This window comes from Treponema rectale (assembly GCF_014202035.1).
GTDB lineage: Bacteria > Spirochaetota > Spirochaetia > Treponematales > Treponemataceae > Treponema_D > Treponema_D rectale.
The window spans coordinates 256,888-283,017 of the sequence record NZ_JACHFR010000003.1 but is presented as its reverse complement, the minus strand read 5'-3'; the positions used below and the strand labels follow the sequence as shown (position 1 = coordinate 283,017).

The 26,130-nt window shown below is 41.3% G+C and carries 23 protein-coding genes and 1 tRNA gene; 10 read left to right on the top strand and 14 right to left on the bottom strand.

All coding sequences use genetic code 11. The features are described 5' to 3' along the window. Nucleotides 1-28: 28 nt before the first annotated feature. The gene (gene recQ, locus HNP77_RS10060) at nt 29-1,978 is read left to right on the top strand and encodes a DNA helicase RecQ (protein WP_246428913.1); all 1,950 of its coding nucleotides are present in this window, start codon (nt 29-31) and stop codon (nt 1,976-1,978) included. 12 nt (nt 1,979-1,990) lie between these two features. Here the strand turns inward: recQ and HNP77_RS10055 are convergent, their stop codons facing one another. After that, a complete protein-coding gene (locus HNP77_RS10055; protein ID WP_184653058.1) occupies nt 1,991-3,322 on the bottom strand; it encodes a DUF1015 domain-containing protein in 1,332 nt (443 codons plus the stop codon). A 59-nt stretch (nt 3,323-3,381) separates the two neighbouring features. Here HNP77_RS10055 and rpoN point away from each other — a divergent pair, with 59 nt between their 5' ends. Continuing rightward, a complete protein-coding gene (rpoN, locus tag HNP77_RS10050) occupies nt 3,382-4,809 on the top strand; it encodes an RNA polymerase factor sigma-54 (RefSeq protein ID WP_184653057.1) in 1,428 nt (475 codons plus the stop codon). A gap of 28 nt (nt 4,810-4,837) precedes the next feature. On the opposite strand, the gene HNP77_RS10045 is transcribed toward rpoN, so the two are convergent. Both HNP77_RS10045 and HNP77_RS10040 read right to left on the bottom strand, forming a co-directional pair. Beyond that, the gene (locus HNP77_RS10045) at nt 4,838-5,128 is read right to left on the bottom strand and encodes an HPF/RaiA family ribosome-associated protein (RefSeq protein ID WP_184653056.1); all 291 of its coding nucleotides are present in this window, start codon (nt 5,126-5,128) and stop codon (nt 4,838-4,840) included. 158 nt (nt 5,129-5,286) lie between these two features. After that, nucleotides 5,287-6,663, bottom strand: a complete 1,377-nt coding sequence (locus tag HNP77_RS10040; protein ID WP_184653055.1) for an MATE family efflux transporter — start codon at nt 6,661-6,663, stop codon at nt 5,287-5,289. A gap of 65 nt (nt 6,664-6,728) precedes the next feature. On the opposite strand from HNP77_RS10040, the gene HNP77_RS10035 reads away from it, so the two are divergent. From HNP77_RS10035 to larC, 7 genes are all read left to right on the top strand, one after another. Further along, nucleotides 6,729-8,441, top strand: coding sequence for a Mur ligase family protein (locus tag HNP77_RS10035; protein WP_184653054.1), 1,713 nt, complete (start codon nt 6,729-6,731; stop codon nt 8,439-8,441). 70 nt (nt 8,442-8,511) lie between these two features. Further along, nucleotides 8,512-9,645, top strand: coding sequence for a D-alanine--D-alanine ligase family protein (locus HNP77_RS10030; RefSeq protein WP_184653053.1), 1,134 nt, complete (start codon nt 8,512-8,514; stop codon nt 9,643-9,645). A 9-nt stretch (nt 9,646-9,654) separates the two neighbouring features. Beyond that, on the top strand, nt 9,655-10,371 hold the full coding sequence (locus HNP77_RS10025) for a hypothetical protein (protein ID WP_184653052.1): 717 nt from the start codon (nt 9,655-9,657) through the stop codon (nt 10,369-10,371). 54 nt (nt 10,372-10,425) lie between these two features. Then, nucleotides 10,426-12,027 carry a UDP-N-acetylmuramoyl-L-alanine--D-glutamate ligase gene (gene murD, locus HNP77_RS10020; RefSeq protein ID WP_184653051.1) on the top strand — a complete coding sequence of 534 codons (1,602 nt, stop codon included), beginning with the start codon at nt 10,426-10,428 and terminating at the stop codon, nt 12,025-12,027. Between the two features lie 20 nt (nt 12,028-12,047). Continuing rightward, a complete protein-coding gene (locus HNP77_RS10015; RefSeq protein WP_184653050.1) occupies nt 12,048-13,163 on the top strand; it encodes a metallophosphoesterase in 1,116 nt (371 codons plus the stop codon). Nucleotides 13,164-13,166: 3 nt separating this feature from the next. Further along, complete coding sequence (larB, locus tag HNP77_RS10010; protein ID WP_184653049.1) at nt 13,167-13,859, top strand: nickel pincer cofactor biosynthesis protein LarB; 693 nt, start codon at nt 13,167-13,169, stop codon at nt 13,857-13,859. Then, entirely contained in the window at nt 13,856-15,145 is a 1,290-nt protein-coding gene (gene larC / locus HNP77_RS10005) for a nickel pincer cofactor biosynthesis protein LarC (protein WP_184653048.1), read from the top strand. The genes larB and larC overlap by 4 nt, the downstream gene beginning before the upstream one ends. A gap of 115 nt (nt 15,146-15,260) precedes the next feature. Here the strand turns inward: larC and HNP77_RS10000 are convergent. Together HNP77_RS10000 and HNP77_RS09995 are read right to left on the bottom strand one after the other, a co-directional pair. Continuing rightward, a tRNA-Thr gene (locus HNP77_RS10000) sits at nt 15,261-15,333 on the bottom strand. Between the two features lie 60 nt (nt 15,334-15,393). Next, on the bottom strand, nt 15,394-16,653 hold the full coding sequence (locus HNP77_RS09995) for a Crp/Fnr family transcriptional regulator (protein ID WP_184653047.1): 1,260 nt from the start codon (nt 16,651-16,653) through the stop codon (nt 15,394-15,396). 86 nt (nt 16,654-16,739) lie between these two features. Between HNP77_RS09995 and HNP77_RS09990 the strand changes: the two genes are divergently transcribed. Continuing rightward, nucleotides 16,740-17,621, top strand: coding sequence for a PHP domain-containing protein (locus HNP77_RS09990; RefSeq protein ID WP_184653046.1), 882 nt, complete (start codon nt 16,740-16,742; stop codon nt 17,619-17,621). A 136-nt stretch (nt 17,622-17,757) separates the two neighbouring features. On the opposite strand, the gene HNP77_RS09985 is transcribed toward HNP77_RS09990, so the two are convergent. The 9 genes from HNP77_RS09985 to HNP77_RS09945 all read right to left on the bottom strand — a co-directional run bounded on the left by HNP77_RS09985 (nt 17,758) and on the right by HNP77_RS09945 (nt 26,056). Beyond that, nucleotides 17,758-18,162 (bottom strand): hypothetical protein, encoded by a 405-nt coding sequence (locus HNP77_RS09985; protein WP_184653045.1) that lies wholly within the window; start codon nt 18,160-18,162, stop codon nt 17,758-17,760. Between the two features lie 42 nt (nt 18,163-18,204). Further along, entirely contained in the window at nt 18,205-18,618 is a 414-nt protein-coding gene (locus HNP77_RS09980; protein WP_184653044.1) for a hypothetical protein, read from the bottom strand. 104 nt (nt 18,619-18,722) lie between these two features. Next, nucleotides 18,723-19,019 carry a hypothetical protein gene (locus HNP77_RS09975; RefSeq protein WP_184653043.1) on the bottom strand — a complete coding sequence of 99 codons (297 nt, stop codon included), beginning with the start codon at nt 19,017-19,019 and terminating at the stop codon, nt 18,723-18,725. Further along, a complete protein-coding gene (locus tag HNP77_RS09970; protein WP_184653042.1) occupies nt 19,019-19,813 on the bottom strand; it encodes a hypothetical protein in 795 nt (264 codons plus the stop codon). The genes HNP77_RS09975 and HNP77_RS09970 overlap by 1 nt, the downstream gene beginning before the upstream one ends. 13 nt (nt 19,814-19,826) lie before the next feature. Next, entirely contained in the window at nt 19,827-20,972 is a 1,146-nt protein-coding gene (locus tag HNP77_RS09965) for an SH3 domain-containing protein (protein WP_184653041.1), read from the bottom strand. A 33-nt stretch (nt 20,973-21,005) separates the two neighbouring features. Then, nucleotides 21,006-22,544 (bottom strand): Asp-tRNA(Asn)/Glu-tRNA(Gln) amidotransferase subunit GatB, encoded by a 1,539-nt coding sequence (gatB, locus tag HNP77_RS09960; protein WP_184653040.1) that lies wholly within the window; start codon nt 22,542-22,544, stop codon nt 21,006-21,008. 4 nt (nt 22,545-22,548) lie between these two features. Next, nucleotides 22,549-24,048: an Asp-tRNA(Asn)/Glu-tRNA(Gln) amidotransferase subunit GatA gene (gene gatA, locus HNP77_RS09955; RefSeq protein WP_184653039.1), complete on the bottom strand. Its 1,500-nt coding sequence runs from the start codon at nt 24,046-24,048 to the stop codon at nt 22,549-22,551. Continuing rightward, nucleotides 24,048-24,359 carry an Asp-tRNA(Asn)/Glu-tRNA(Gln) amidotransferase subunit GatC gene (locus tag HNP77_RS09950; RefSeq protein WP_184653038.1) on the bottom strand — a complete coding sequence of 104 codons (312 nt, stop codon included), beginning with the start codon at nt 24,357-24,359 and terminating at the stop codon, nt 24,048-24,050. Before HNP77_RS09950 ends, gatA begins: the two co-directional genes overlap by 1 nt. A 128-nt stretch (nt 24,360-24,487) precedes the next feature. Continuing rightward, the gene (locus HNP77_RS09945) at nt 24,488-26,056 is read right to left on the bottom strand and encodes a sodium:solute symporter family protein (RefSeq protein ID WP_184653037.1); all 1,569 of its coding nucleotides are present in this window, start codon (nt 26,054-26,056) and stop codon (nt 24,488-24,490) included. Between the last annotated feature and the right edge of the window lie 74 nt (nt 26,057-26,130).

Genomic DNA, 26,130 nt, shown 5'->3' with positions numbered 1-26,130 from the left:
TCATTCAGGAGGAATTGAGGTTTTAGAAATGGATGATTTTCAATATAATTGTCTTCTGGAAACATTCAGAAAGATTTCAAGACAGGCAGGATTATTTTTTATGGATACAGCTTCCGACACACAGCCGGATTCAGAACTTCTGAGAAAAGCAGCAGCAGTTTTAAAAACAACATTCGGATACGAATCATTCAGGCCGCTTCAAAAAAACGTCATCTCAAACATTCTCGAAGGAAGGGATACTCTTGCCGTAATGCCTACAGGAGGAGGCAAATCCCTGTGCTATCAGATTCCGGCTCTGATATACGGAGGGCTGACAGTTGTAATTTCTCCCCTTATAGCACTGATGCAGGATCAGGTTTCTCAGCTGAAAGAACTTGGAATAAAAGCCGCATTTCTTAACTCCAGTCAGGATTACGATGAATATGTAAAGACCTGTTCCAGAATAAAAAAAGGAGAACTTTCCCTTTTATATGTTGCACCGGAACGGTTTTCCAGTGAAAAAATGCAGGAACTTCTGCACTCCAGTTCAAAGGAAATAAACTGCATTACCATTGATGAAGCACACTGCATCTCTGAATGGGGACACGACTTCAGGCCTGACTATCTTGAAATAGCAAAAATAAGAAAACAGTTTCCAAAAGCAGTCTGTCTGGCCCTGACTGCAACGGCTACAGCCCGGGTACGTCAGGATATCGTAAGGCTTCTTGAGCTGGATAATCCGGAGATACTCATATCTTCCTTCAACAGAAAAAACATTTACCTTGAAGTCCGGCGTAAAATAAATGCCCTTGAGCAGACGGTTACGTACATAAGGGAGCACGAAGGACAGAGCGGAATAATTTACTGTTTTTCAAGAAAGCAGGTGGAAGACCTTTGTGAAAAACTGAACGCCTCAGGAATCACTGCCTCCTGCTACCACGGCGGTATGAGTGATGCACAGAGAACTGCAAGTCAGGAAGATTTCATCAGGGATAAAGTAAATGTAATGGTTGCTACCGTAGCCTTCGGAATGGGAATAAACAAACCGGATGTCCGCTACGTAATTCATTATGACATGCCCCGGTCCATCGAACAGTATTATCAGGAAATAGGAAGAGCCGGAAGGGACGGATTGCCTTCATCAGCCCTTCTTCTCTTCAGTCAGGGAGACGTTCATAAAATACGCTGGTTTATGGAAGAAAACTCATCGTCAGAAGGAAGCGAAGAACTTCTCAAAACGATGATACGCTTTGCAGAAAGCAGAACCTGCCGCCGGAAGATACTGATGGAATACTTCGGAGAAAGCTACATTCCGGAAGAAGAAAATAAATGCTGCTGCGACATATGCACGGAAGGTCCGGGAGAAGAAAAAAACGTTACGGAACCTGCCTGGAAATTTCTTTCATGCATTCTCCGCACGGGGGAGCGTTTTGGAACAGGATATATAACAGACGTGCTTACCGGGTCCAAAAACCAGCGCATCTATGAAAACGGACACAACAGAATTTCTACCTACGGAATCGGAAGGGAATTAAGCCGGAATGACTGGAATGAACTGGCCTCCTGTCTTATAGAAAGAGGATATGTTTTCAGATCCAGTGAATATCAGGTACTTTATGTTACGGAAGAAGGACGGGCAGCCTTAAAAAACAGAGATGAAATTTTTCTGCCGGTACACTTTTCCGGAGAGAAGAAAATTCCTAAAAACAAATTCATACTCATTAAAAAACCGTCTTCAGAGTTTAAAACCGATGATGAAGAAAGCCTCCTCATTGAACAGGAACTCAGAAAATGGAGAAAAAAAGTTGCGGAAGAACTTAATGTTCCGCCCTATGTAATATTCGGAGACAGAACATTATTTTCAATTGCAGAAAACAAGCCGAAAAAAGAAGCCGAACTTCTGAACTGCTATGGAATCGGAAAAAGCAAGACAGAAAAGTTCGGCTGGAATATTCTCAGAATAGTAAAAAACTCTCTGAAAAACAGTTCTGCGAATTAGAGAAAACTTTTCCTAAGAGAAAAGCCTGCGGCATTCAAGGTAAAAACGTTTTTCACTTGCTTCACCCATACTGAAGCTTTTTCTCGGAAGAGGTCCGGTAGTTCCTATTGTGGCAAAGAATGTATCTTTAGCTACAGGAGGAAGAAGAACTGATACGGTATCTGCCTTCTTTCCAAGACGGAATACTTCGTCACTTCCGTGAATATAGTCAATGTCTACATTAAAACCGGCAGCTTTCTTTGAAGCAATAAATTCATCTACAACAGGCTGGAAGCGGCTTACCGCAAGTTCCGTTACAGAAGTATCAAGGAAAATATAACTGTCCCTTCCCTCACTGCAGCTGACAAAACCGAAACCAGCTTTAGATTCACGAACCTTCTTCTCAAGTTCAGCACCGTCATTACAGTGAATGACAGTTCCGCCTAAAGAAGACTTTACTGCAGTACAAAGTTCCTCTGCAGATACATTAAACAGAACGCGGTGAATAGGTTCAAACGTAAGTCCTGTATCATAAATGTTTACAATTTCTACAAGAGCATAGCGAACCGGGCTTTTATTTATTTCGCTTTCCGGAACACCAGCCTTCATGCATTCCTGCCTGTATTCATCCCATACAGCCTTTGCAGTGGCAAGAGAATGATTTCCGTCTCCCACAGCAAAGAGGAATACGCTTGAATCTTTCTGAGTACCGGCTTTTTTTAATGACTCAAGGGCTTCATGAACTTTATCAAGATTCTTATCCTTAATTTTCCATCCGGTAATATGACCGGAATCAAGCATAAGGTCGCCGTCATAAACAGGTTCTGATTCTTTTGCTTCTTTACCTGCAGCTTCTACAAGAATGTGCTCAGGATCATTAACAAGAAGCATTATATGAGGAAGTTCCAGAGGTGCATTTTTTCTTATTTCTTTTCTTGGCGGAATACGGTCTACGATAGTAGCCTCTGTTGCACGGATAAGGGCTTTACTGAAAGGTTTCCATTCATAACAGTCAAGATCTATCGCACATACAAGACCGTGCCTGATTCTTCCGTAACCGGTTTTGCGCTCTACATAAATGAAACATTCATCCCCTTCATCGAACACATCACCGTTAATGTAGTCTTTCATTGTTGAACGGATTTTTTCTATTCTTTTCTGTCTGTCAGGAGAAGAAAGATATACTTCAGGAAGAATAAGATTCAGAGCAGAAGGTTTTCCTGAAACAGCATTTTCAACCCGCTTCCAGTATTCTTCATCCTGTGTATACTGATCACAGGCAATCACACTCCATGAACTGAGGTCCTTATTTTTAGGAAGGAGAATCTCAGGAACTTTTACGCCGAATTCTTCAAAATTTTTCATAACTGAAAGTATGCCGAAATTCCCTTTACATGTCAAAAAATTTATTCCATATTTAGTGTATGAAATTAACTCAAGGTTTAAGTCAGCAGTTAAAGCAGCAGCAGATTCTCTCACAGAAACAGATTCAGTCCCTGAAAATTCTTTCCATGTCAGCTGAAGACCTTGAAAAAGAAATGTACAGAGCCGCAGAAGAAAACCCTGCCCTCATCATAAAAAATTTCCGCCGGTCAGAAATACGCTCTTCATCAATAGTTTCTCACGCTTCAGAAATAGAATCTGACAACAACATTAAACTTCTTGAATCAAAAGAAGATTTCAGGGAAAGCCTGCAGCATCACCTCATGAGCCAGCTGAACCTCATCAAGCTTTCAAAAAGCGAACACCAGCTTGCATCCCGGCTGATTCATCATTTAGACAACAAGGGATTCATGGTTTACAACAGCATGAACTTTCTTGATAAAAAAGATCCCCTTCAGAACAGGGAAATGCTGAAGAAAGTAACCGACATCATCCAGCACCTTGATCCTGTAGGAACATGTACAAAAAACTTTGAAGAAAGCCTTCTGGTACAGGCAAAGGACAAACCGGAACCAAACAGGATGGCTCTTTTTATTCTGGACGGACACTTTTCTTTTCTTGATCCGCTTAACATAAAACTGATATGCGAAAAACTTAATAAATTTGCCCGTACGCAAAAAAAACTGTTTGCCCTTGATGAAAAGTCAAAAGCCTTCTACGAAAACTTCAACGCAACTGAGGAAGAAGTAAAGGAAGCCGTGGCATTCATACAGAAACTTAATCCCTACCCCGGTGCCGCCTATTCAACGGAAGGAACAAACTATATCAGCGCAGATGTAACCATAACGGAAAGCAATGAGTATACGGCACATGATGATTTTGCCAGGGGAATAATAAAAAATGACAGCGGCTGCTTTAAAATAAAAGTCGGAGCAGAAACTGAACCTGAAATCTACATAGATCCGAACCTGAAAAATAAAGACTCAAAAGATATAAAAGAAAGCATAAAGAAAGCCAAAGAATTTCTTGACAGCCTTAAATACAGAAAAAGCACACTGCTGACTGCCTGCTGCTATATTGTAAAAAAACAGATGGATTTTTTCAGACACGGTCCCGGAAACCTTCATCCACTGTCCCAGAAAGATCTTGCAAAGCTCCTCAACCTGCATGAAGCCACCATAAGCCGTATGGCAGGAACAAAATACATTCAGTGCAGTTTTGGCCTGATTCCCATAAAGCAGTTTTTCACAAATGCCGTATCAAAAAATCCTGATGATAAAAACTCCCTCAGTCAGGACCAGGTGATGTTTGCCCTTAAAAAAGTTATTGAACTTCACCGCAATGACATTAAAAAACCCAGCGACCAGACTCTTACGAAAATACTCAATCAGCAGGGAATAAAAATAGCCCGGCGCACTGTGGCTAAATACCGGGCTAAACTTAATATTGAATCATCCTACAGCAGATGATTCCGGCAATATAAATGCAGGAAGAATATTATTTCTTTTCCTGAATCTTATCCTTTTCCTTTTTGATTTTGGTGTCAAGAATGTCCATCAGTTTATTAACGGCTGCAGCAAAGTCAAAGTCGTCACTTGTTACATGAGCATTTGCACCCCAGCGGAAGTTAATCGTTACATCAAAATAATACTTTTTGTCTTCCTTAACGTGCATAATAAGGTCAACAATGAGATTATCAGCATAAGCTATGCGCTGAAGCTTTGATTCAATTAAATCCGACTGATCTTTTTTTAAAGAAAATCCCTGTGCTGAAATTGATTTTGTCATATCGTTTTTCTCCCTTAAATATTTTTTATAAATCGGAAAAACACATCCGCACGAGAGGTTCATCCGAACTTGATTAAATTATACACCGGGAATTCTTAAAAATCAAAAACAATTTAAAGAATATACAAAAATGAAATTTCCTGAAAAAACAGCTGTTTTCAAAGTTTCTCAAGTCTTTTTTTACAGACAGCCTTCTCTTTTCTGTAAACAAAAAGAAAAACAATAAAATGTACGGCAAAAGTAAGGAACCAGGAAATTGGATACGAAAGAAAAACCACAAAGCAGCTGTGGAATTCAGGTATTTTGAATATCGTTGCAATCCACAGGATTCGGCTTCCGCAGGCTCCAAGCATTGAAACCGCCATAGGCATGACGGAATGTCCCATTCCCCGGATAATACTTCCCGTTACATCCATGATTCCGCACAGGGCATAAGTCGTACATATGACTTTAAGACGGATGACGCCTTCATGTATTACCAGGGAATTTGTATTGTAAAAGCCTATGAGAATCTTTCCGAGAAGAAAAACCGTATTTCCAAATATGAATCCTATAAAAAAAACAGTAAGAAGAGATACCCGCGTCACTTTTTTTATCCGGGCAAAATCCTGCTTTCCCATATTCTGGGAAACAAAAGTGAGGGTTCCCTGGGAAAAACCGTTCATCGCTATATAAACGAAGCCTTCGATATTTGCAGCTGCAGAGTTTCCGGCAACAGTAATGTCTCCGAAGGAATTTACGGCACGCTGTATTATGACATTGGAAAGGGAAAAAACGATTCCCTGAAATCCGGCAGGAAGACCGATTTTTACTATCTGGGTCATAATGGGAAAATTCACTCTGAGACGGCTGAAATCCAGATGAAATTCATCATTTTCCTTTACGAGACACATAACGACAAGAAAAGCTGCAATTCCCTGACTTATAACAGTAGCAAGGGCAACTCCCGCAACACTCATCCGGCATACTATGACAAAAAAAAGATTCAGGATTACATTTATTATTCCGGCTATAAAAAGAAAATACAGAGGACGCTTTGTATCACCTTTTGCCCTTAAAAGAGCACTTCCAAAGTTATAAATAATTGTAGGAATTATTCCGCCAAAATAAATGCGCAGATACAGTGAAGAAAGATCCAGGACATTTTCAGGTGAATCCATCCAGATGAGAATTGTCTTTGAAAGGAATACTCCTGCAAAAGTCAGCAGCAGACCGGAAAACAGGCTTAAAACCATGGAAGTATGAACAGTATCTGATACCCTGTCCTTCTGTCCTGCTCCAAAAAATCTTGCAGCAGTTACGTTCGCACCGATTGAAAGCCCAATAAAAAGATTTACGAGAAGATTTATGAGGGAACCTGTGGAACCTACGGCAGCAAGAGCATTTTTTCCGGCAAAACGCCCTACAACAATTACATCTGCCGCATTAAACAGAAGCTGGAGTACGCTGGAAAAAATAAGGGGAACCGAAAAAGCTGCAAGTTTAAAAAAAACGCTTCCTTCAGTCATATCAATCTTATTGGATTTCTGCTGCATTTTTTTATCATAGCGCAAAAGAACAGTTGTTTAAATAAGATAAAAAAAGTAAAATCCATATTATCATGAAAAAATATTTATCTGATTTGCTTAATACATTTGAAAATACCATCGTTGCAGAAGACGGAAAAACAGAACTTGCTCCGGGTACTGCACTTAAATCCGCACAGGCAGCCTGCATTTCTTCACTGGCCTTTGACAGCCGGCAGGTAAAACCGGGAAGCCTGTTCTTTGCACTTCCGGGAACTCATACTACAGGAAATAAATTCATTGCTGACGCCGTTAAAAACGGAGCCTGTGCAGTTGTATTTGAAGGAGAATTTTCTGAAGAAGAAAAAAATGCAATTGCAGCAGCTACTGCTTCCTCAAAACAGCAGACAGTGTTCCTCAAAGTTGAATCAAGCCGCTTTGCCATGAGTCCGGTTTCTGCAGCATTCTATGACTATCCTTCAAAAAAGCTTGTAATATACGGCGTAACCGGGACAGAAGGAAAATCCTCAACCGTTGCATTCATCTGGCAGCTTCTCAGGGCAAGGGGAATAAAAGCCGGATTCATATCTACAGTTCAGTACTCACTTGGAGAGGATGCCATTGACAATCCCCAGCATCAGACTACACCGGAAGCTCCGATAGTACAGCGGGAACTTTACGAAATGCTTGAAAACGGATGTACCCATGCCGTAGTCGAAAGTTCTTCCCACGGACTGAGCACAAGAACAAACCGTCTGGGAGACGTACTTTTTGATGTTGCCGTATTTATGAACGTAACCCTTGAGCATCTTGAATTCCACGGAACCTACGAGCAGTACAAAAGTGACAAGGCTAACCTGTTCAGAGCCCTTGATAAGCATGACCACGAAAAAATCATTGCCGGGAAAAAAGTTACGGTACCAAGTTTCGGCATAGTAAATCTGGAAGACCCTGCCGCAGTATACTTTAAGAAAGCAACAACTAAAAAAACATTCGGTTTTACGACAGAAGGCAAAGCCGGAAAATCAGCCGGTGAAGAAATCAACGCACAGCCTCTTCCTCCGGTTCCTTCTGACATTGCATACCTTGCAGCCAGAAACATTGCAAGTGCAAGATACGGCCTTACCTTTACGATTTACAGATTTGAAAACACCCATGATCTGGCAGACAAAAACAGGACCGTACATGTAAAATGCCCTCTTCCGGGAGCCTTCAATGCCTACAACATTATGGCAGCCCTTCTTGCAGTTGCCCTTTCTACGGAATGCACCCTTGAAGATCTTGTTCCAAGCCTCGAGTCCTTTACTCCAGTAAAAGGCCGCATGACCGTAATAGATGAAGGACAGCCTTTTGAAGTCATAGTTGACTACGCCCATACCCCTTCATCCTTCGAAACCATATTTCCTCCGGTAAGAAAACGCTGCACCGGAAAAATGACCTGCGTATTCGGTTCAGGAGGAGAAAGGGATGTAAAAAAACGTCCCCTTCAGGGAGAAATCGCAGGCAGATTCTGTGACAGGGTTATTCTTACAGATGAAGACCCGCGTTTTGAAGACAGCATGGAAATCTTAAACCAGATTGCTTCCGGAGCAAAAAAAGCCGGAAAGACAGAAGGCAAAGACCTCTTCCTTGTACCGGATAGAAAAGCTGCCATACGTCTGGCATTAAAGGATGCCGGAAATGACGACATAATTCTTCTTTTAGGAAAGAGTCATGAAAATTCCATCATCTACAAAGACAAGCCTGTCCCGTATGATGAAATTGCAGAAGCAAAAAAAGCGCTGCAGGAACTTCTCTCTCAGAAGTAATGCTTAAACTAAACAAACAACGGTGTTTCCGTTATAATCTGTTCAACATAATTTATTAAGGAATAAAAAAATGAATATAATTTTAATCTACGGCGGAAAATCTGGAGAACATGAAATTTCCCTGCTTTCCTGTGCCAGCGTTGCCAGGGCTATCAGTTCAGAACACAGCGTAAAAATGATTTCCATTGCAAAAGACGGAAAATGGTATCTTGAAAATGACAGCGTCTTTAATGAATTAAGAAACAATCCTGACGCAAAACTTTCCGTTCATGCCGATGAAAAAAACGCAGTTTCCATTTTTCCAGGAAACAGCAGGAACAGTATCTTCTACGCATGCGGCTCCTTCATTCCATGTGACGCAGTTTTTCCGGTAATGCACGGAACTTATTCTGAAGACGGAACAATTCAGGGACTTTTTGAAATGGCAGGAATTCCATATGTAGGCTGCGGAGTACTTGCCAGCGCTGCATCAATGGACAAAGACACAACAAAGATTCTATGGAAAGCAGCAGGACTTCCTGTCGTACCGGGAATCTGCCTTACAAGATCAGACGTAAATGATTCAAAGCGCTATGACGGTTTAATAGAAAAAGCCATACAGGAATACGGATTTCCGCTTTTCGTAAAGCCGTGCTCTGCAGGTTCCAGCGACGGTGCATCAAAGGCAAATGACAGGCGTGAGCTTAACGCAGCCCTCATGGAAGCTTTCAACTGGGACAACAAGGTTCTTGTAGAAAAAGCAATTAACGCAAGAGAAGTTGAATGTTCCGTTACAGGCAACTCCATTACGGAAGATTCTTCAGCTGACTGTACTGTACTCAAGGCTTACGGTCCGGGAGAAATCGTTCCAAAACACACTTTCTACGACTACGATGCAAAGTATAATGATCCTGACGGTGCGGAATTAAAGATACCTGCCCTTCTTGATGAAGATAAACTTGAATACATACGGACTACTGCAAAAAAAGCCTATGCAGCAGTTAACGCCTCTGGCCTCAGCCGGGTAGACTTTTTTATCGACAGAGATACTGGAGATACATACCTGAACGAAATCAACACCCTTCCGGGATTTACTTCCATAAGCATGTTCCCGAAAATGTGTTCAGCAGCAGGACTGGAATACACAAAATTAATCGACTATCTTCTTGAAGAAGCCCTGCACGCCTTCAAAGAAAAGGAACGTCTCTGCACCTCCCGTACATAAGGATTTTTTATGAAAGAAGAACTTGATCTCCTGAAATCCCAGATACACAGCCTGATTGAAATTTTTGAAACTTCTGAATGTATCCGCGGTCCGAAAAACTTTGACATTTCAAAAGTAAAGGAATGCTACTTCAAGATGGCAGAATTCATCATGTCAGACAGCGGAGAATGCAGTTCCCTTAAAGAATACCTGGCCGCAACGGATTTTTTTAAGGCACCGGCTTCAACAAAGTTTCACGGAAACTGGGATTCAGGCTTATGCGTTCACACGCTTATGGTTACCCTTCAGGCACTTAGATTTGCAGTACCGGTAGCAGAAAGCTTTCTTTCTTCTCCCCTTGCATCAGTTCCAGGAAGCACATTCCCGTATACGGCAGAAGACGTATTTTTAAGTGCAGTCTGCCATGATTTCTGCAAAGTCGGCAGTTATAAAGTTGAATTCCACAACACAAAGGACATAAACGGCAACTGGACAAAAAAACCGGTATTTAAAGTAAAACCGGAAATGAGGAATCTGGGACACGGAAACGAATCCGTCCTTATAATGCTGAAAACAGTTCCGTCGATGATAAACAGGCGGAACGTAATTGAAGCCGTAAGCCGCCACATGGGATTCAGTGATTTAAGTGAACTGGAACGGTTGAATTACTCAAACTTTCTGCAGAATCCTCTTGTCCTGCTGCTTCAGCTTGCAGATCAAAGTGCAGCTGCATGGTGGGACTGCTGATTTTTTGATATTGAATTCTTAAAGCTGCAACTACTATTCAAAGGAGATTTTTTTATGACACATCATGTATATCCTGAAGGCTGTACATTCAGCACCCTGGAAGATATCCGCGGAAAACACGTAACAGTAATGGGACTGGGACTTAACGGCGGAGGAGAAGCCTGCGTCAGGTTTTTCCTTAAACACGGGGCAATCGTTACAGTCACTGACATGAAATCAGAACAGCAGCTCAAGCCGACTATTGACTCAATCAACAGCGATTCAAAACTTCCCCTTCAGAATCTGAAATATGTTCTTGGTGAACACCGCATTGAGGATTTTGAAAATGCAGACTGTGTAATAAAAAATCCAGGCGTAAAATTTGAAGGAAATAAATATCTCGCAGCTGCTTCCCATATAGAAACAGACATAAGCATATTCCTTCACTTTACCAAAGCTCCGATAATTGCAGTCACAGGAAGCAAAGGTAAATCAAGTACTGTAAGTGCAATAGATTACGGACTCAGGACAGCAGGATTTAAAAGCTTTCTTGGAGGAAACATCACTGTAAGTCCGCTGACTTTTCTTGAACAGACCGACGGCACTACTCCGGTTGTACTTGAACTTTCCTCATGGCAGCTGGCAGATTTAAGGGGAAGAAAAGCCCTTAAGCCAAAAATTGCAGTCATAACAAAAATAGTTCCGGACCATCAGAACTGGTATTCTGACATGGACAGTTATGTAGATGATAAAAAACTGATTTATGCTGACCAGGATGAAAAGGATTTTACAATTTTAGACGGAGATGAAGACGATTACCTTAAGGATTCCCTTTCTCCAAAACCCGGCTGCAGATGCTGGGGAGATCTTTTTGCTTCAGAATCAAAAGCAAAGATACTCCGCTACTCAACTTCCGTTCCAGGCAATTCTTTTGAAGGAGTATACCAGAGAAAACTTCCTTCAGGAAAAACAGAGGGAATTGCCCGGCTCTGTGACGAACTTAAGAGCACGTATGCAAAAACTCATAATCTTTCTGAAGAAAAAATAATGGATGAACTTTTTGTTCCGGGAGACCACATGAGGATAAACGTCCTCAATGCAAGCCTTGTTCTTCACCTTATGGGAGTAGCACCGGAACAGATTATCAGCATTCTTGGAAACTGGAAAGGAATTCCCCACAGGCTTGAAAGATTTCATGAATGGACCTGTCCGGTGGATTCCCGCAGAATCATTTTTTACAACGACAGCTGTGCCACTGTTCCGGAAGCAGCAGCAGCCGCAAGCCAGTCCTTCAATCAAAGCGTAGTTTTAATCACCGGCGGCACGGATAAAAACCTTGACTTTTTACCTCTTGCAAAAACCCTCCACGGAGAAAACTCAACAAAATACATTCCAAAAGAAATCTATCTTCTGTCAGGAACGGGAACAGACAAACTTATTCCTCTTCTTGACGAAAGAAAAATTAAATATACAGGTCCTTTTGATTCTCTTGAAGTTCTGCTGGGAATACTTAAAACTTCCCTCATGTCAAAAAATGCTTCACATGTTTATGGTTCAGCCCATGAAAACCAGTACCTTCCTGTTGTATTTTCACCGGGATGCACTTCCTTCGGAATGTTCTCCAATGAATTTGACAGAGGAAACAAGTTTAAGGACAATGTAAAAAATATTTTCTGACAGAAACCAGGGAGGCAGCTATGGCAGGTCTTTTAGTAGCAGCAGGAATACTTGCTCTCATAATGGGAGTCTATATCTTCATCATCATTTTCAGGATAATGAAGTTCTTCAATCTTCCAGTACTGCAGAAGTCCATAAAAATAATAACTGCAGCCCTGACGTTTACAATTCTCTGCTTAAGTTTTAACCTTAAAACTCATGTGCTTATTTATGTAATGCATTTTCTTGCATTCACTCTTGCAGTTGACATAATTCACCTTCCGGTCAAACATTTTTGCAGGAACAGAAAACCTTCTCTTTTAAGAATACTTCACGGCATAAGAATTTTATGCATCATTCCGGCCGTACTGCTGATCATCGTCAGCACAATTGCATGGTTCAACATGCACAGAATAATAAGAACTGAATATACCGTCACTTCTCCTAAACTTTTACGGGATTATAAAGTTCTCCTTATTTCAGACATGCACTGGGCAACCATTCAGGATACTAAAGTTTTTATAAACACCATTGATAAAATCAACAGTGAAAATGCAGACCTGATTATACTTGACGGTGACATTACGGATGAAAATACTTCAAAAAAAGAAATGCTTAATGTATTTAAAATCCTCGGCAGCCTGAAGGCAAAATATGGAATATATTATGTCTACGGAAACCACGACAGACAGCTGTATACATCTTCTCCGGCTTTCTCCCGGGAAGAACTGGATGAAGCAATCACTGAAAACGGAATAAGAATCCTTCAGGACTATGCAGTTCTTATTGATAAGGATCTTGTCCTTGCAGGAAGGGAAGATTTTTCTATGGACCGTATGGAAAAACGCAGTTCAATCAATGAAATTCTCGAAGGCTTCAGCAGGAACAGTTTTATAATTGTGGCCGACCATCAGCCTAAAGATGTTTCTGCCGTTAAAAAAGCAGGTGCAGACCTTCTTTTAAGCGGGCACACCCACGCCGGTCAGATTTTTCCTGTAGGAAGAATAATGGATGTAGCAGGCAGCTTTACCTACGGAAAATATACCGACGGAAATTTTTCTGTAATCGTTACATCTGGAATTGCAGGCTGGGGATATTCATTCAGGACAGAACGAAACTGTGAATATGCGGTAGTCAATTTAATTAAACAGGACTGACACATGGAAGGCTTCATAAGTCTGGAAAAAGAAAATTCAAGCTTTGCAAAACTTGATACCGGCAGGAAAAATAGAACAGGCTTCAACGAAGTTGTATACTGCCAGGGTAAAACCTCAGAACAGGTTCTTCAGATATTTACAGCCCTTTACAAAAACAACGGTACCGTCATGGGCACGAGGGCATCAGAAGAGCAATACGAAACCCTGCGGCAGCAGTTTTCTGAATGCACTTACGATAAAACCAGCAGGATTCTTAAAATTCAGAAAGACAAAGAAACTCCTGAAGGACTTGTTGCAGTCTGTTCTGCAGGAACCGCTGACATTCCGGTTGCAGAAGAAGCAGCACAAACTGCAGAATATTTTGGCTGTCAGGTAAACCGGTTTTACGACATAGGAGTAAGCGGAATACACCGGCTTATGGCCTGCAAGGACGAAATACAGAAGGCAAATGCCGTTATTGCCGTTGCGGGAATGGAAGGAGCTCTTGCCAGCGTTATCGGAGGTCTTGTAAAAGTACCGGTAATTGCCGTTCCTGTATCAACCGGATACGGAGCAGCCTTTGAAGGATTAAGTGCCCTTCTTACAATGATAAATTCCTGTGCAAACGGAATAAGTGTCGTCAACATCGATAATGGATACGGAGCCGGCTATATTGCAACACAGATCAACCGGCTTGCAGTCAGGGGGAACAAATGAAACAACTGTATTTTGAATGCAGCAGCGGTATAAGCGGAGACATGGCAGTAGCAGCACTTCTTGATGCAGGTGCAAGCGAAGCAAAACTCAGGGAAGCACTTTCTACAGTAAAGCTTGAAGGATATAAAATTCAGATTTCAAAAGTAAAAAAAAGCGGAATCGAATGCACGGACTTTAACGTAATCCTTGACAGCAAAGACTCAGGCCTTGATCATGACATGGAATATCTTTACGGGCATCTTCATAATTCCTCTGAACATCAGCACGAGGAACACCATCATGAACATGAACACCATCATCATGAACACGAAGAACATCATCACCATACTTCCCTTGCAAAAATAAATGAGATTATAGAAGACAGCGGCATTCCTCAAAATGCAAAAGTTCTTGCAAAAAAAATATTCAGCATAATTGCTTCGGCAGAGGCTAAAGCCCACGGAACATCTCCAGAGCTGGTTCACTTTCACGAAACAGGAGGAATTGACTCCATCGTTGACATCATTTCCTTTGCAGTATGCATGGATGACCTTAAAGCCGACAGAGTCTGCATAAAATCAATTTCTGAAGGCTGTGGAACTGTAAGATGCATGCATGGAATACTTCCAGTCCCTGTTCCTGCAACAACATACATTGCAGAAGAACATTCCCTTCCCCTCTGCATCACAAACGTCCAGGGAGAACTGGTAACGCCAACAGGAGCAGCAATAGCGGCAGCCGTCCGTACTGACACTGAACTTCCGGAAACATTCATCATAAAAAAAACAGGTCTGGGAGCAGGCAAAAGAAACCATACGATTCCGTCAATACTCAGAGTAATGATTATAGAACCTTCCCAAAAAGAGGATTCCGTATATAAACTTGAAACGGACATTGATGACAGCACCCCGGAAACAATAGGCTTCGTCATGGATGAGCTTTTAAAAAACAACGCAAAAGAAGTTCACTGCATTCCCTGCTTTATGAAAAAAAACAGGCCGGGATACACACTTGAGGTCATCTGCAGCATAGAAGACAGAAAACTCATGGAAACACTTATTTTTACCCATACGAGCACAATCGGCATAAGGCGTCAGCTTCTGAACAGAACCGTTCTTGAAAGGGAAATGCTTACGGTAAATACATCCTTCGGTCCGGTAAGAGTAAAAAAAATAATTGCACCGGAAAAAATACGTCTTGTCCCTGAATACGAAGATGTTGCAGAAACCGCAAGAAAAAACAACCTGAGTTTTTATGATACATACAACCGTATTACTGCTGAAGCAGAACAAACATACGGATGTTAAAAAAAGGCAGCTGACAGCCATAGACGGCAGCCATAAAGAAAAGGTCCTGATAATAAACAACGTTCATTACCAGGACCCTAAATGAATGCATACAGTTTATACACTGTTTTAGAAAAGCCGTTTAACAGAATCGAACTGTTGACCTGCTGATTACGAATCAGCTGCTCTACCAACTGAGCTAAGACGGCATAAAATGTAAAAAGAATATAGCAGATATTTAAAACTTATTCAAATGGTTTTATCTGCTTTCAGCTTTTCTGAGACAGATTTGAATAGTAAGAATCTACAACCCTCTTCATGTCACGAATATTCATTATATTAATATATCCGTCAAAAAGCTGTATTTTGTCTTTTGCAGCAAGTTTATTAAGTTCTTCCTTAGCTGTTGCTACTGAAATTCCAGCCCAATGAGCAATATCGTTTACAGTAATATTAAAAGTACGGCGCTGATTCATAAGTTCTGATTCAGGAGATACAATACGCTCATCATACATAAGAAAAACATCACAGATCCGGACATTTATCTCCTTTATAAGAATAATTTTAATCGAACGCTGCTGGTCATAAATACGCTTACAGAAAAGCTTAAGAAGATTCATTACAAGATGAGGATTTCCTAAAACAAGAGAAGCAAAATTTTCTTTATTGAATTCCAGAAGTGAAACATCTGTATGAGCAACGCAGGTAGCAGTTCTTGGAGATTTATCAAGAATTGCCATTTCTCCAAAGAATTCTCCCTTGTGAAGAATATCCAGATTTTTATTCTGACCTGTTATGCATTTTACAATCTGAACGTCACCAGACTTAATAAGATAGAAGGTTTCTCCAGGTTCAAACTCAGTAACTATAACCTCTCCCTTCTTGAATTCTTTTGTAAAGCGCTGGAAAATCGGTGCCGAGAACTGTTTAAGAGATGCATCATCCGAAGTATCAACGGAAGAAACAGCAGTCTGCTTATTGTGAGCATCCTGTTCCGCCTTCACTTTTGCATCAGCAAGCAGTTTTTCTGCAGCTTCCTTATTACCTGCATCAGGCATTTTTTCCAGAAGTCTTGTAAGAACACTTGCACAGCTGAAAAACTCATCATCATCATAGAAAGCTTTTGCCACCATCATCATTCCCACATCCTGAGGTATGGCAACTGCATCATTATGAAGGATTGACTGCATTTTATGGTGAATTTCCCTCAGCGTCTTACTGAAAACCCGGAGCATTTTCTCCGTAACATCCCGTTTATTTGCAAAAAGTTTTTCAAATTCCTGGAGGGACATAACTATAACAACAGAGTCCGTAGCAGCATAAGCCGTTACCATATGAGGCATACGTGCAAGAGTACTTTTTACACCAAAAAATTCACCAGGCTTGAGCTTTTCCGTAATCTGCTGCCCTGTTTCTATATCAACTTCCTGATTTAAAATAAGCCCGGATTGAACAATGTAAATGTGATCATCCCTGTCTCCTGAGAAAAAAATTATCGCTCCCTGTGCATAAGAAACAGCCTTAGGCATTAATTGTGTACCTCACAAACTACTTTTAATTGAGTTTTATTTTCATATTATATCACAAAAATCCAAAATATGCTATTATTTTTAAAATGATTGATTTACACACTCACTCAACAGCTTCCGACGGAACAAAAACCCCGTCTGAGCTTATACGATATGCAGTTTCAAAAGGAATATCAGTTCTTGCACTGACGGACCATGATACGACAGCAGGACTGGAAGAAGCTTCAAGAGAAGCAGGCTTAGTAAGAGAAGAAGGAACGGATTTTACATTTATCCCTGGAATAGAACTTAATATTCAATGGCCCACGGGAGAATTTCATCTGCTGGGGCTGGGAATAAAATCACCTTCAGCAAAACTGAAGGAAATCGAAAAATTTCTTGAAGAAGAAAGGCTCAGCCGCAATATAAAAATGGCAGAAAAACTCAGGGCCCAGGGAGCACAGATAACAGTCGAGGAAGTAATGCAGAACTTCAACACGGCAATGATAGGACGTCCTCATTTTGCAGACTGCATGGTAAAAAAAGGAATAGTAAAAAACAGGCAGGAAGCCTTTGACAGATATTTTGCAAAAGGCAGACCGTGCTACACAGAACGAACCGGTGCAGATCTTGAAGAATCCTGTATTGCAATAAAAGAATCAGGAGGAATTCCGGTTCAGGCACATCCTATGAGCATGTACATTTCATGGGGAAAAATGGACGAGACTATAAAACGTATAAGAAACTGCGGCGTTCAGGGACTTGAAGCCTGGCATCCCGGAGTAAGAGTTGCAGAAGCAGAACGACTGGAAAAAATTGCCGGAGTTCTTGGAATGATAGTAACAGCAGGAAGTGACTTTCATGGAGAAAAAGTAAGGGCAGACAGAATGATCGGCCACACGGCAGGAAAAAGGATCATAGAAGACAGGTTCTATACCGAAAACCTGAAGCCTGCCCTTGAACAGTCAGACTTTTCCAGATTCATATAAGAGTCAGGGCAAGCTCACACTTAAAACCTTAACAACAGCGTTTTGAGGGTTTGTACTATTCCCTCAATAAAAAAGGTCCGCCGTAAAAAACTACAGCAGACCTTTTAACCATTTAAGGTTTATTTTTCAACCGGAATTATTTCTTAACGAAATATCCTGCCAGAGCCACAACCCAGCCTGCAACTACCATATAGAAACCTATATAAGCAGTCTTTATAAATCCCTTTGCCAAAAAGCGGTTAAGCCCGTTTTTCTGGGAAGAAACAGCAAGAATGACAAATCCTGCAATGCTTACAAGAAGAACAACAAGCTTGAGAAGATCTGCATTCTTTACGTTAATAAAGCACAGAACAACTCCACATACGGCACCAACAAAAATCATAAGTGCACAGACTGTAGAAAGCCCGAAATCCTTAAAATTAATAAAATCAAATCCTGTTGTTTCAAGAGGACCATACTTGAACATAGGAAGGATAAATCCTACAACAACAAGAGCCATGCCGATAAGATAAAAAAGCGGAAGCTTTACTTTCTTTGCCATATTTTTTACTCCTTTAAAGCCCGGGTTTTACCGCAGGATAAATCAGTCTCTTGTTACAAGAAGGGCACAGAGAACGATGAGGTGCTGTGCAAATCTGTATACCCACGCAAGAATGTCCTTTACCTTAAAGAGACCGGAAGGGCCGAAGAAATCACCAAGTACAATTGCTACAATCCATACAATAACAATCACAAGTTTAAGGATGGAACCAAACTTACCGAAACGATCACCGATGAAAGTCTGGATGATTATAAAAAGGCCTGAAAGAAGTTCAATAACGCCAAATGCAAGAACTACAACATTTTCTACGCTGCGGTTCTCAATAATTGACTTTAAAGCATCTACAGCAGGATCCCCGCCACCCTGAAGGGCATAAATTCCACCAATGGCAAGGAAACAGCCTACAGCCAGGTTAAGAATTGTCCAAAATAAAGCAACTTGTTTTTTGTTTGCCATAAAAAAACTCCCTGAAGCCCGTAATTTTTTTTGAAACAGGCTCCGGGTACATTATAACACTAAAAAAACAGATTTTCAGCAAAAATATTTTTTATCAGAACAAATCAGCGTAATTTACGTATAAGCATCAAAATCATTCCTGTCATAAAAAGACAGGAAGGAACGACCGCAAAAAAAAGTGAAGTAAGAGGCAGCCCTCCTATCATTATCCGGTCAGAACCAATTATCTTAAACTCTGAAAGCAAATCATAAACTATTCCGGCATAATTAATTACAATAGCTCCGAGCATGGCCATCCAGGAACCATCCCTGGTCTTACTCCACAGCAGTACTGCAGTAAAAGCCGTAAGACCGCCGGCAATAAGCTTTATTACGTACAATGCAAGATCAGCACTTTCCATTAACGTCTCCCGAAAGGATTTTTCTTAAGAAGGTCAAATACTCCTTTCTGAACACCGAAAGGCACAGCAGAAAGAACATCCGGATCAGGACTTACAACTATATGACAGTCAAGACAGTGCAGGACAAATTCATCATAAGAATCTTCCGGAATTTTAGAATAAAGCCAGGGACCTTTTCTGGTAAAGTAAGGATTAAGCACCGTATCATATAAAAACCAGTTTTTTTCTTCATAAACCTGAAGGGCTTTTATAAGATTATAGACAGAACGAGTTACAGCAGCACACAAAGGAGCACTGAGCTGGACTGAACGTTCCGTTACAGCCCCCTCAAATCCTTTCCAGTCTGAATCAATGCACGCCAGTACAGTATTCTCTGCCCATGGAAAAACAGGCTCAAAAAGAATACAGGATTTTTCTGCAACTGAAACATCCGTATTCCATGGACGGAACCATACAAAAGAATCAGAAAATTTTTCTTCTGCAAAAGCACATGCATCTTCCTTAAAAGAAAAAGCAATGCAGCGCCTTGAAGAATTAAAAAGCATGCTTACAGCCTTATCAAGAGCATAAGTAAAATCAGTAATATAACTTCCGGTAATACCCCTGCTCAAAACGTTCTTGAAAACTGTAACGGCACTTTCCTGTGAAGGCCATCCTAAAACAGCCCTTCCCCCTTCCCTGTAAAGATCAGTAAGACGGACTCCTGAAGCTGTATAAAGAAAATTTCCCCTGGCACGCTTTACGGTTCCAAAACGTGATTTTAACTCTCCAAAAAGAAAATCTGTTCTATCCATATTTTCATCCTATTTAAAATGCAGCCTTCTGCTTTACAGACAGGACACACCTGATATATTCCATCTTCGTCGTTTTAAGGTTAAGCCTGTACAAAACAAGAATCTCGCCTTTTTTCAGATTTTCAGCAGACAGACTTTCCTTAAACTCTTCTGCTTTTTTTATTGATTCTTTTGAAATATAACCGTTTCCTATATTCCATGAATTATATATTTCAGCGACAACAATCGAATCTTCTTCAAGAAAAATATCCTTATAATAATTTCCAGAAAAAATAAGCTGACCTGAAGAAGTTTCATAAACATTAAGAGCCCTGGCCGTAGAAGATTTTCCGGCGTCCTGAATCATAAATTCCATATCATCAGTAAAACAGGACCACAAGGAATCGTAATTGCCTCCGTTATAGGAAACATGTTTTATAATTCCTGATTCTTCATTCAATACAAAAGTACCGACAGGATCATAATATTTAAACTGCGGATTTGCAGGACCCCAGGTAAAAGTACAGAAATCCTGTCCTTCATTACGCTTTAATACAACATCTACATACACGGCATTTTCATAACAGCGCGAAAGTTTCAGCACCAGGCTCTCAAAACCTGACTCGTGTTTCTCCGTGCGGATATAAGAAAACCTGCCGGAATAAAGGTTATGATCAATATCAAGATATTTTGAATAAATCCAGCCGGAAAGATCACCTCTTTCTGAATCACTTATCATGACCCAGTAACCGGGACCGTCTACATTCTGACGCTCATCATCAAAGCCCCGGACAAAAACAACGTCATCTTTATAAACTACCTTTACCTTTTCTGATGAAGTTGACGGCTGCTTTCTTACATTAACCTTCTGCTCCGTGACTCTGGCACGATAATACTGCTGAACAGATGAAAAATCTCTACCATAATAATCCTCTAAAGAAGGCTGTTCCCATTCAGAAACAGTTTCTTCGTCATCAGCAGCTGACTCTTCATCAGAAAGATTTTTACCGGAATTCTCTTCCCGCGAAATTACAGAGCCGAAGTCCATATCTTCGGAAAAACCATAATCATCTACATATTCAGATTCTTCATAATCATAAAAATCATAGACATCATATGAAAAAACTGAACATGCAAATGACATGAGAAAAAGAAAAAGCAGATGTTTTTTTTTCATCATACCGGTTCCGTCTGTAATTCAACAAAAAACTCTTTACATGGAAGCAAGCTTCTTTGCAACAAGTTCCGTAGCAGCCTTAGGATTTACTTTTCCACCGGAAGCTTTCATTACCTGTCCCATAAGCCAGCCTACTACATTCGTTTTTCCGCCCTTATAGTCAGATACTGCTTTCGGATTATCAGCAATAACCTTATCTACAATACTTTCAATTGCACCTGCATCACTTACGGTTTCCATGCCTTCTTCCTTAATGATTACGGAAGGCATTTTGTTGGTTTCAAGCATCTTTGCAAATACAGTTTTTCCCTGCGCATTGGAAATCTTTTTATCTGCAATGGCATTTACCAGTTCCGTAATATGAGCCGGTGTTATCGTAACGTCATTTATAGTCTCTTTCTTTTCATTAAGAACAGCAAGAAGTTCTGCAAGAATCCAGTTTGCAACTTTCTTAACATCCTTTGCATTCTTTGCAGCCTCTTCAAACCATACAGCCAGATCACGGGTCTGAGTAAGAGTTTCCACATCAAAATCACTGAGGCCGTATTCCTTCTTCAGACGCGTACGTTTTGCCTCCGGAAGTTCTCCAACCTTTTCAAGGGCACGGCTGATAAGTTCCTCACTTACGCTGAACGGCTTGATGTCCGGTTCAACAACAAAGCGGTAATCTACAAAAGAGTTCTTCGTACGCTGAACGACAGTACACTTTTTATCATCATCCCAACCCATAGTAACCTTAAATCCAGGATTAAACGGCTGACGGTCTTCCTGAAACTCTTTAAGCTGACGCTGAGCTTCATAGGAACAGGCGTCCTTAATTTTCTGGAAGGAGTTAAGGTTCTTTATTTCTGAAATAGGCGTATGATAGAGTTTTCCATCTTCCCAGACATTCAGGTTGATGTTTGCATCACAGCGCATGTTTCCTTCTTCAAGGTTTCCGTTTGTTACTTTTACATAACGGAGGATTTCCTGAACCGTCTCCATAAAAAGAGCTGCTTCTTCAGGAGAAGTCATATCCGGTTTTGTAACGATTTCTATAAGAGGAGTTCCGGAACGATTATAGTCAATGTAAGAATGAGTACCCTGAAGGTGAAGTGATTTACCTACGTCTTCCTCAAGGTGAATGCGTTCTACACGAACACGACGGTATTTTCCGTTTTCTATAATGCAGTCATCTCCGACAAAATTCTTAGGCCTGCACTTTTCTCCGCCAAACTGCTGTTCCTTAGGAAGTTTATGCATAGGAAGGTCAACGTGACCGTCAGTACAGAGAGGAATATCATACTGAGTAATCTGATATCCCTTAGTAAGGTCAGGATAAAAATAGTGCTTGCGGTCAAATTTAGTAAAGCGTGCAATGTTACAGTTCAAAGCATGTCCGGCAACTGCTCCCAGTTCAACATAACCTTTGCTGATACGCGGCATAGCTCCCGGAAGACCAAGGCAGACAGGACAGACACGGGTATTAGGCATTCCGCCGTAGCGGTTTTCACAGGCACAGAATGCCTTTGTTTTTGTTAAAAGCTGTGTATGAATTTCACAGCCGATTACTATTTCATATTTATCGATAGCCATTCAATTACTCCTTAACCGGTACACCGCAGCCTTTGTGATCATTTTCCCAGGCAAGGGCAAGCTGTAAAAGTTTTGCCTCACTGAACATAGGCCCGGCAAACTGCATTCCCACAGGCATACCGTCTGTTCCGGCTGCACGTCCTGCAGGAACATTAATTGAAGGAATACGGGCAAGGTTTACAAAAACCGTATACATGTCACTAAGGTACATTTCAAGAGGATCATCTACTTTCTGGCCAAGCTTAAATGCCGGTGTCGGACATGTAGGACAGAGAATAAGATCATACTTTTCATACAAGGCTGCAACTTCTTTCTGAATGCGGGCACGTACGCTCATACCTTTTTTATAGGTAGATCCGGAGAACTGTTCTGACAGAACATAGTTTCCTATTATAATGCGGCGCTTTACTTCAGGACCAAAGCCCTCACTGCGGGTATCCTTGTAAAGTTCATCATAACCGTTACCATTGTCTACCCTGCGGCCGTAACGGATTCCGTCAAAACGGCTTAAATTAGAGGCAGCTTCTGAAAGGGCAATTACATAATAACTTGCAATGGAAGCTTCAAGGACAGGAAGGTCCACAACTTCAATAACGGCACCCTTTTCTTCAAACCATTTTTTTGTTGAATCAAATACAGCACCTACATCAGGATCAAGTCCCTTAGTTTCAAGGAACTGCTTTGGAATTGCAATCTTAAGTGAAGAAAAATCACCGTAAGGCTTAAGGGTTCTGAGTGAATCTGATCCGGGAAGGTCTGCACTGGTATCGTCGTACATATCTGCACCGCACATAGCACTTAACGGAAGGGCAATATCTTCCGGAGTATGTCCCATGATACCCACCTGGTCAAGGGAAGAACCGTATGCAACTACTCCCCAGCGGCTGAGAACGCCGTATGTCGGTTTCAGTCCGTAAAGTCCGCAGTAACTTGCAGGAAGACGTACAGAACCGCCAGTTTCCGTTCCCAGAGAAAAAAGCGCCTGGTTTGCGGCAACTGCAGCAGCCGACCCGCCGGAAGAACCGCCTGATACATAGTCACGGTTTATAGGATTGCGGGTTGCACCGTAGGAAGAATATTCCGTTGAGGAACCCATTGCAAATTCATCCTGATTACAGCGTCCGAGAGGTACTGCACCTGCATTTTCCAGGCGGGAAATAACCGTAGCACTGTATGGAGCCACATATCCGTCAAGAAGTTTTGAACCGCAGGTAAGCCTGTTACCCCTGCAGCTGATATTATCTTTATTTGCAAAAGGAACACCTAAAAGAGGCTTTTTTTCATAAAGAGCATCAACAGTTCCGGAAGCGCGGGCCTCTTCAATTTCTTTATCAGCGGCCTCTGCCTTGGAAAGGGCATCTTCATACATTTCAAGAAATGCATTAAGGGGACGTTCACCAGCCTTGTCTGCCTCAAAAGTCTCCACTGAATTCTTTACTAACTGAGCACTGGTAACTTCACCCTTTTTAAGAGCTTCGACAGTTTCTTTTATTGTATAATACATCACGCACCCTCACCCAAAACTTTAGGAACCTGGAAATATCCGTCAACAAAATTTCCCTTGTTGATATTCTTTACATCATGCATTTCAAGGCCCGGAACAACTTCATCTTCACGAAGACGGTCAGCCTCTGTAGTAGGATATGCGTCATAAGGATTTTCAGAATCATCGTATTTGGAAAGAATGTCAAAATATCCGACGATTTCGTCTACCTGTTTTTTAAGGATTTCCATATTCGTACTTTCCGGAGAAAGACGGGAAAGATACAGCAAAGCTTCAAGCGTATCTTCATTAACTGATTTTGTTTCACTCATAAACAGGCATTATAAAGAAATTATCTTTCTTGTGGAAGAGCGTTCACGGCAGGGAAAAGCACGGCCTGCACCGGTACATACTCAGTTCCGGCACAGGCCAGGCTTCAAATTCTATTCACAGGCAGTTTTCATTCAGCAGAATCCGTAAGAACATCCTTTACAGGAACAAGAACTTTTGCATCATAGCAGCTGAACATTTCATCCGTCCCCTCAGGCACAGTCTTTCTGGTAAAAAGACTTACAAAAGGAACAATTACAAGTCCTGAAAGCATGCAGAACACACCGGAATAAAGAGAATTCTTAAATATAAAGCCTGCAATTCCGTTTCCGGCAGAGAAAAGCTTCAGAGAAATACAGAGCTGACAAAGCATTACTACCACTGAAAATGAAAAGGATACTGCAACAGAAGCTTTAGAAGCCTTCTTCCAGTAAAGTCCATACATAAACGGAGCAAGAAAAGCTCCCGAAAGTGCACCCCAGGAAATTCCCATAAGCTGGGCAATGAAGGTAACGCTACTCTTAGCCTGAACAATTGCAATTATTGCAGAAACAGCAATGAATACGGCAACAAAGAAACGCATGGTCAGCATGTCTTTTTTTTCTGAAGACGGTTTCTTTCTAAAGGAATTAATGAAATCCAGCGTAAGGGTGGAACTGGAAGTCAGTACAAGGGAAGAAAGGGTACTCATGGAAGCCGAAAGCACAAGGATAAGAACCACGGCAATAAGTACATCTCCGAGACCGGAAAGCATGGATGGAACGATTGAATCATATCCCTGGGACAGAACGGAAGCCGGCTCGGCAAAAAGACGCCCGAAACCTCCGAGGAAGTAACAGCCTCCTGCAACGACGACAGCAAAAAAAGTAGAAATTACGGTACCGATTTTTATAGATTCCTCATTCTTGATTGCATAGAATTTTCCGACCATCTGAGGAAGTCCCCAGGTTCCAAGAGAAGTAAGCAGTACGACCACAAGCAGATAAAGAGGATCAGGACCAAAGAAAGAAACGAAAGCCCCCTTCATCGATACGGTTTCTGACTGAATCTCAGACATTGCCGTAAGGCTTGCCATAAATCCGCCGTTTCTTGAAAGAACTGCAAGGATTACAGCAACAATTCCGGCAAGCATTACGATACCCTGAATAAAATCATTTACTGCAGTAGCCATATAGCCGCCGACTATTACGTAAACAGCCGTAAGAAGTGCCATGACGATTACGCAGACTGCATAGTCAACGCTGAACGCCATGCGGAACAGACGGGAAAGTCCGTTGAAAAGAGAAGCCGTATACGGAATCAGAAACAGAAAAGTTATGGCAGAAGAAGCAGTCTTAAGGGCAGACGAACCGTATCTTTTTCCAAAAAAGTCACTCATCGTCCTTGAATTAAGATGCTGGGTCATGATACGGGTACGGCGTCCCAGAACAGCCCATGCCATAAAGGAACCTATAAAGGCATTTCCCAGACCTATCCAGGTGGAAGCAATACCGAAAGTCCATCCGAACTGTCCTGCGTAGCCTACGAATATAACCGCAGAGAAGTAAGAAGTTCCATAGGCAAAGGCCGTAAGCCACGGACCAACAGTACGTCCGCCAAGAACATATCCTGATACATTCCTGCTGACAGACCGGCATTTTATGCCTACAAAAATAAACACAGCGAAAAACACTAAAAGGAGAGCGATTTTAATAAACATTTTAAACTCCAGTAATTTTTGACCATTCTATCATGACTCTGCAGTATTTTCAAAACCAGAAAATAAATAAATCT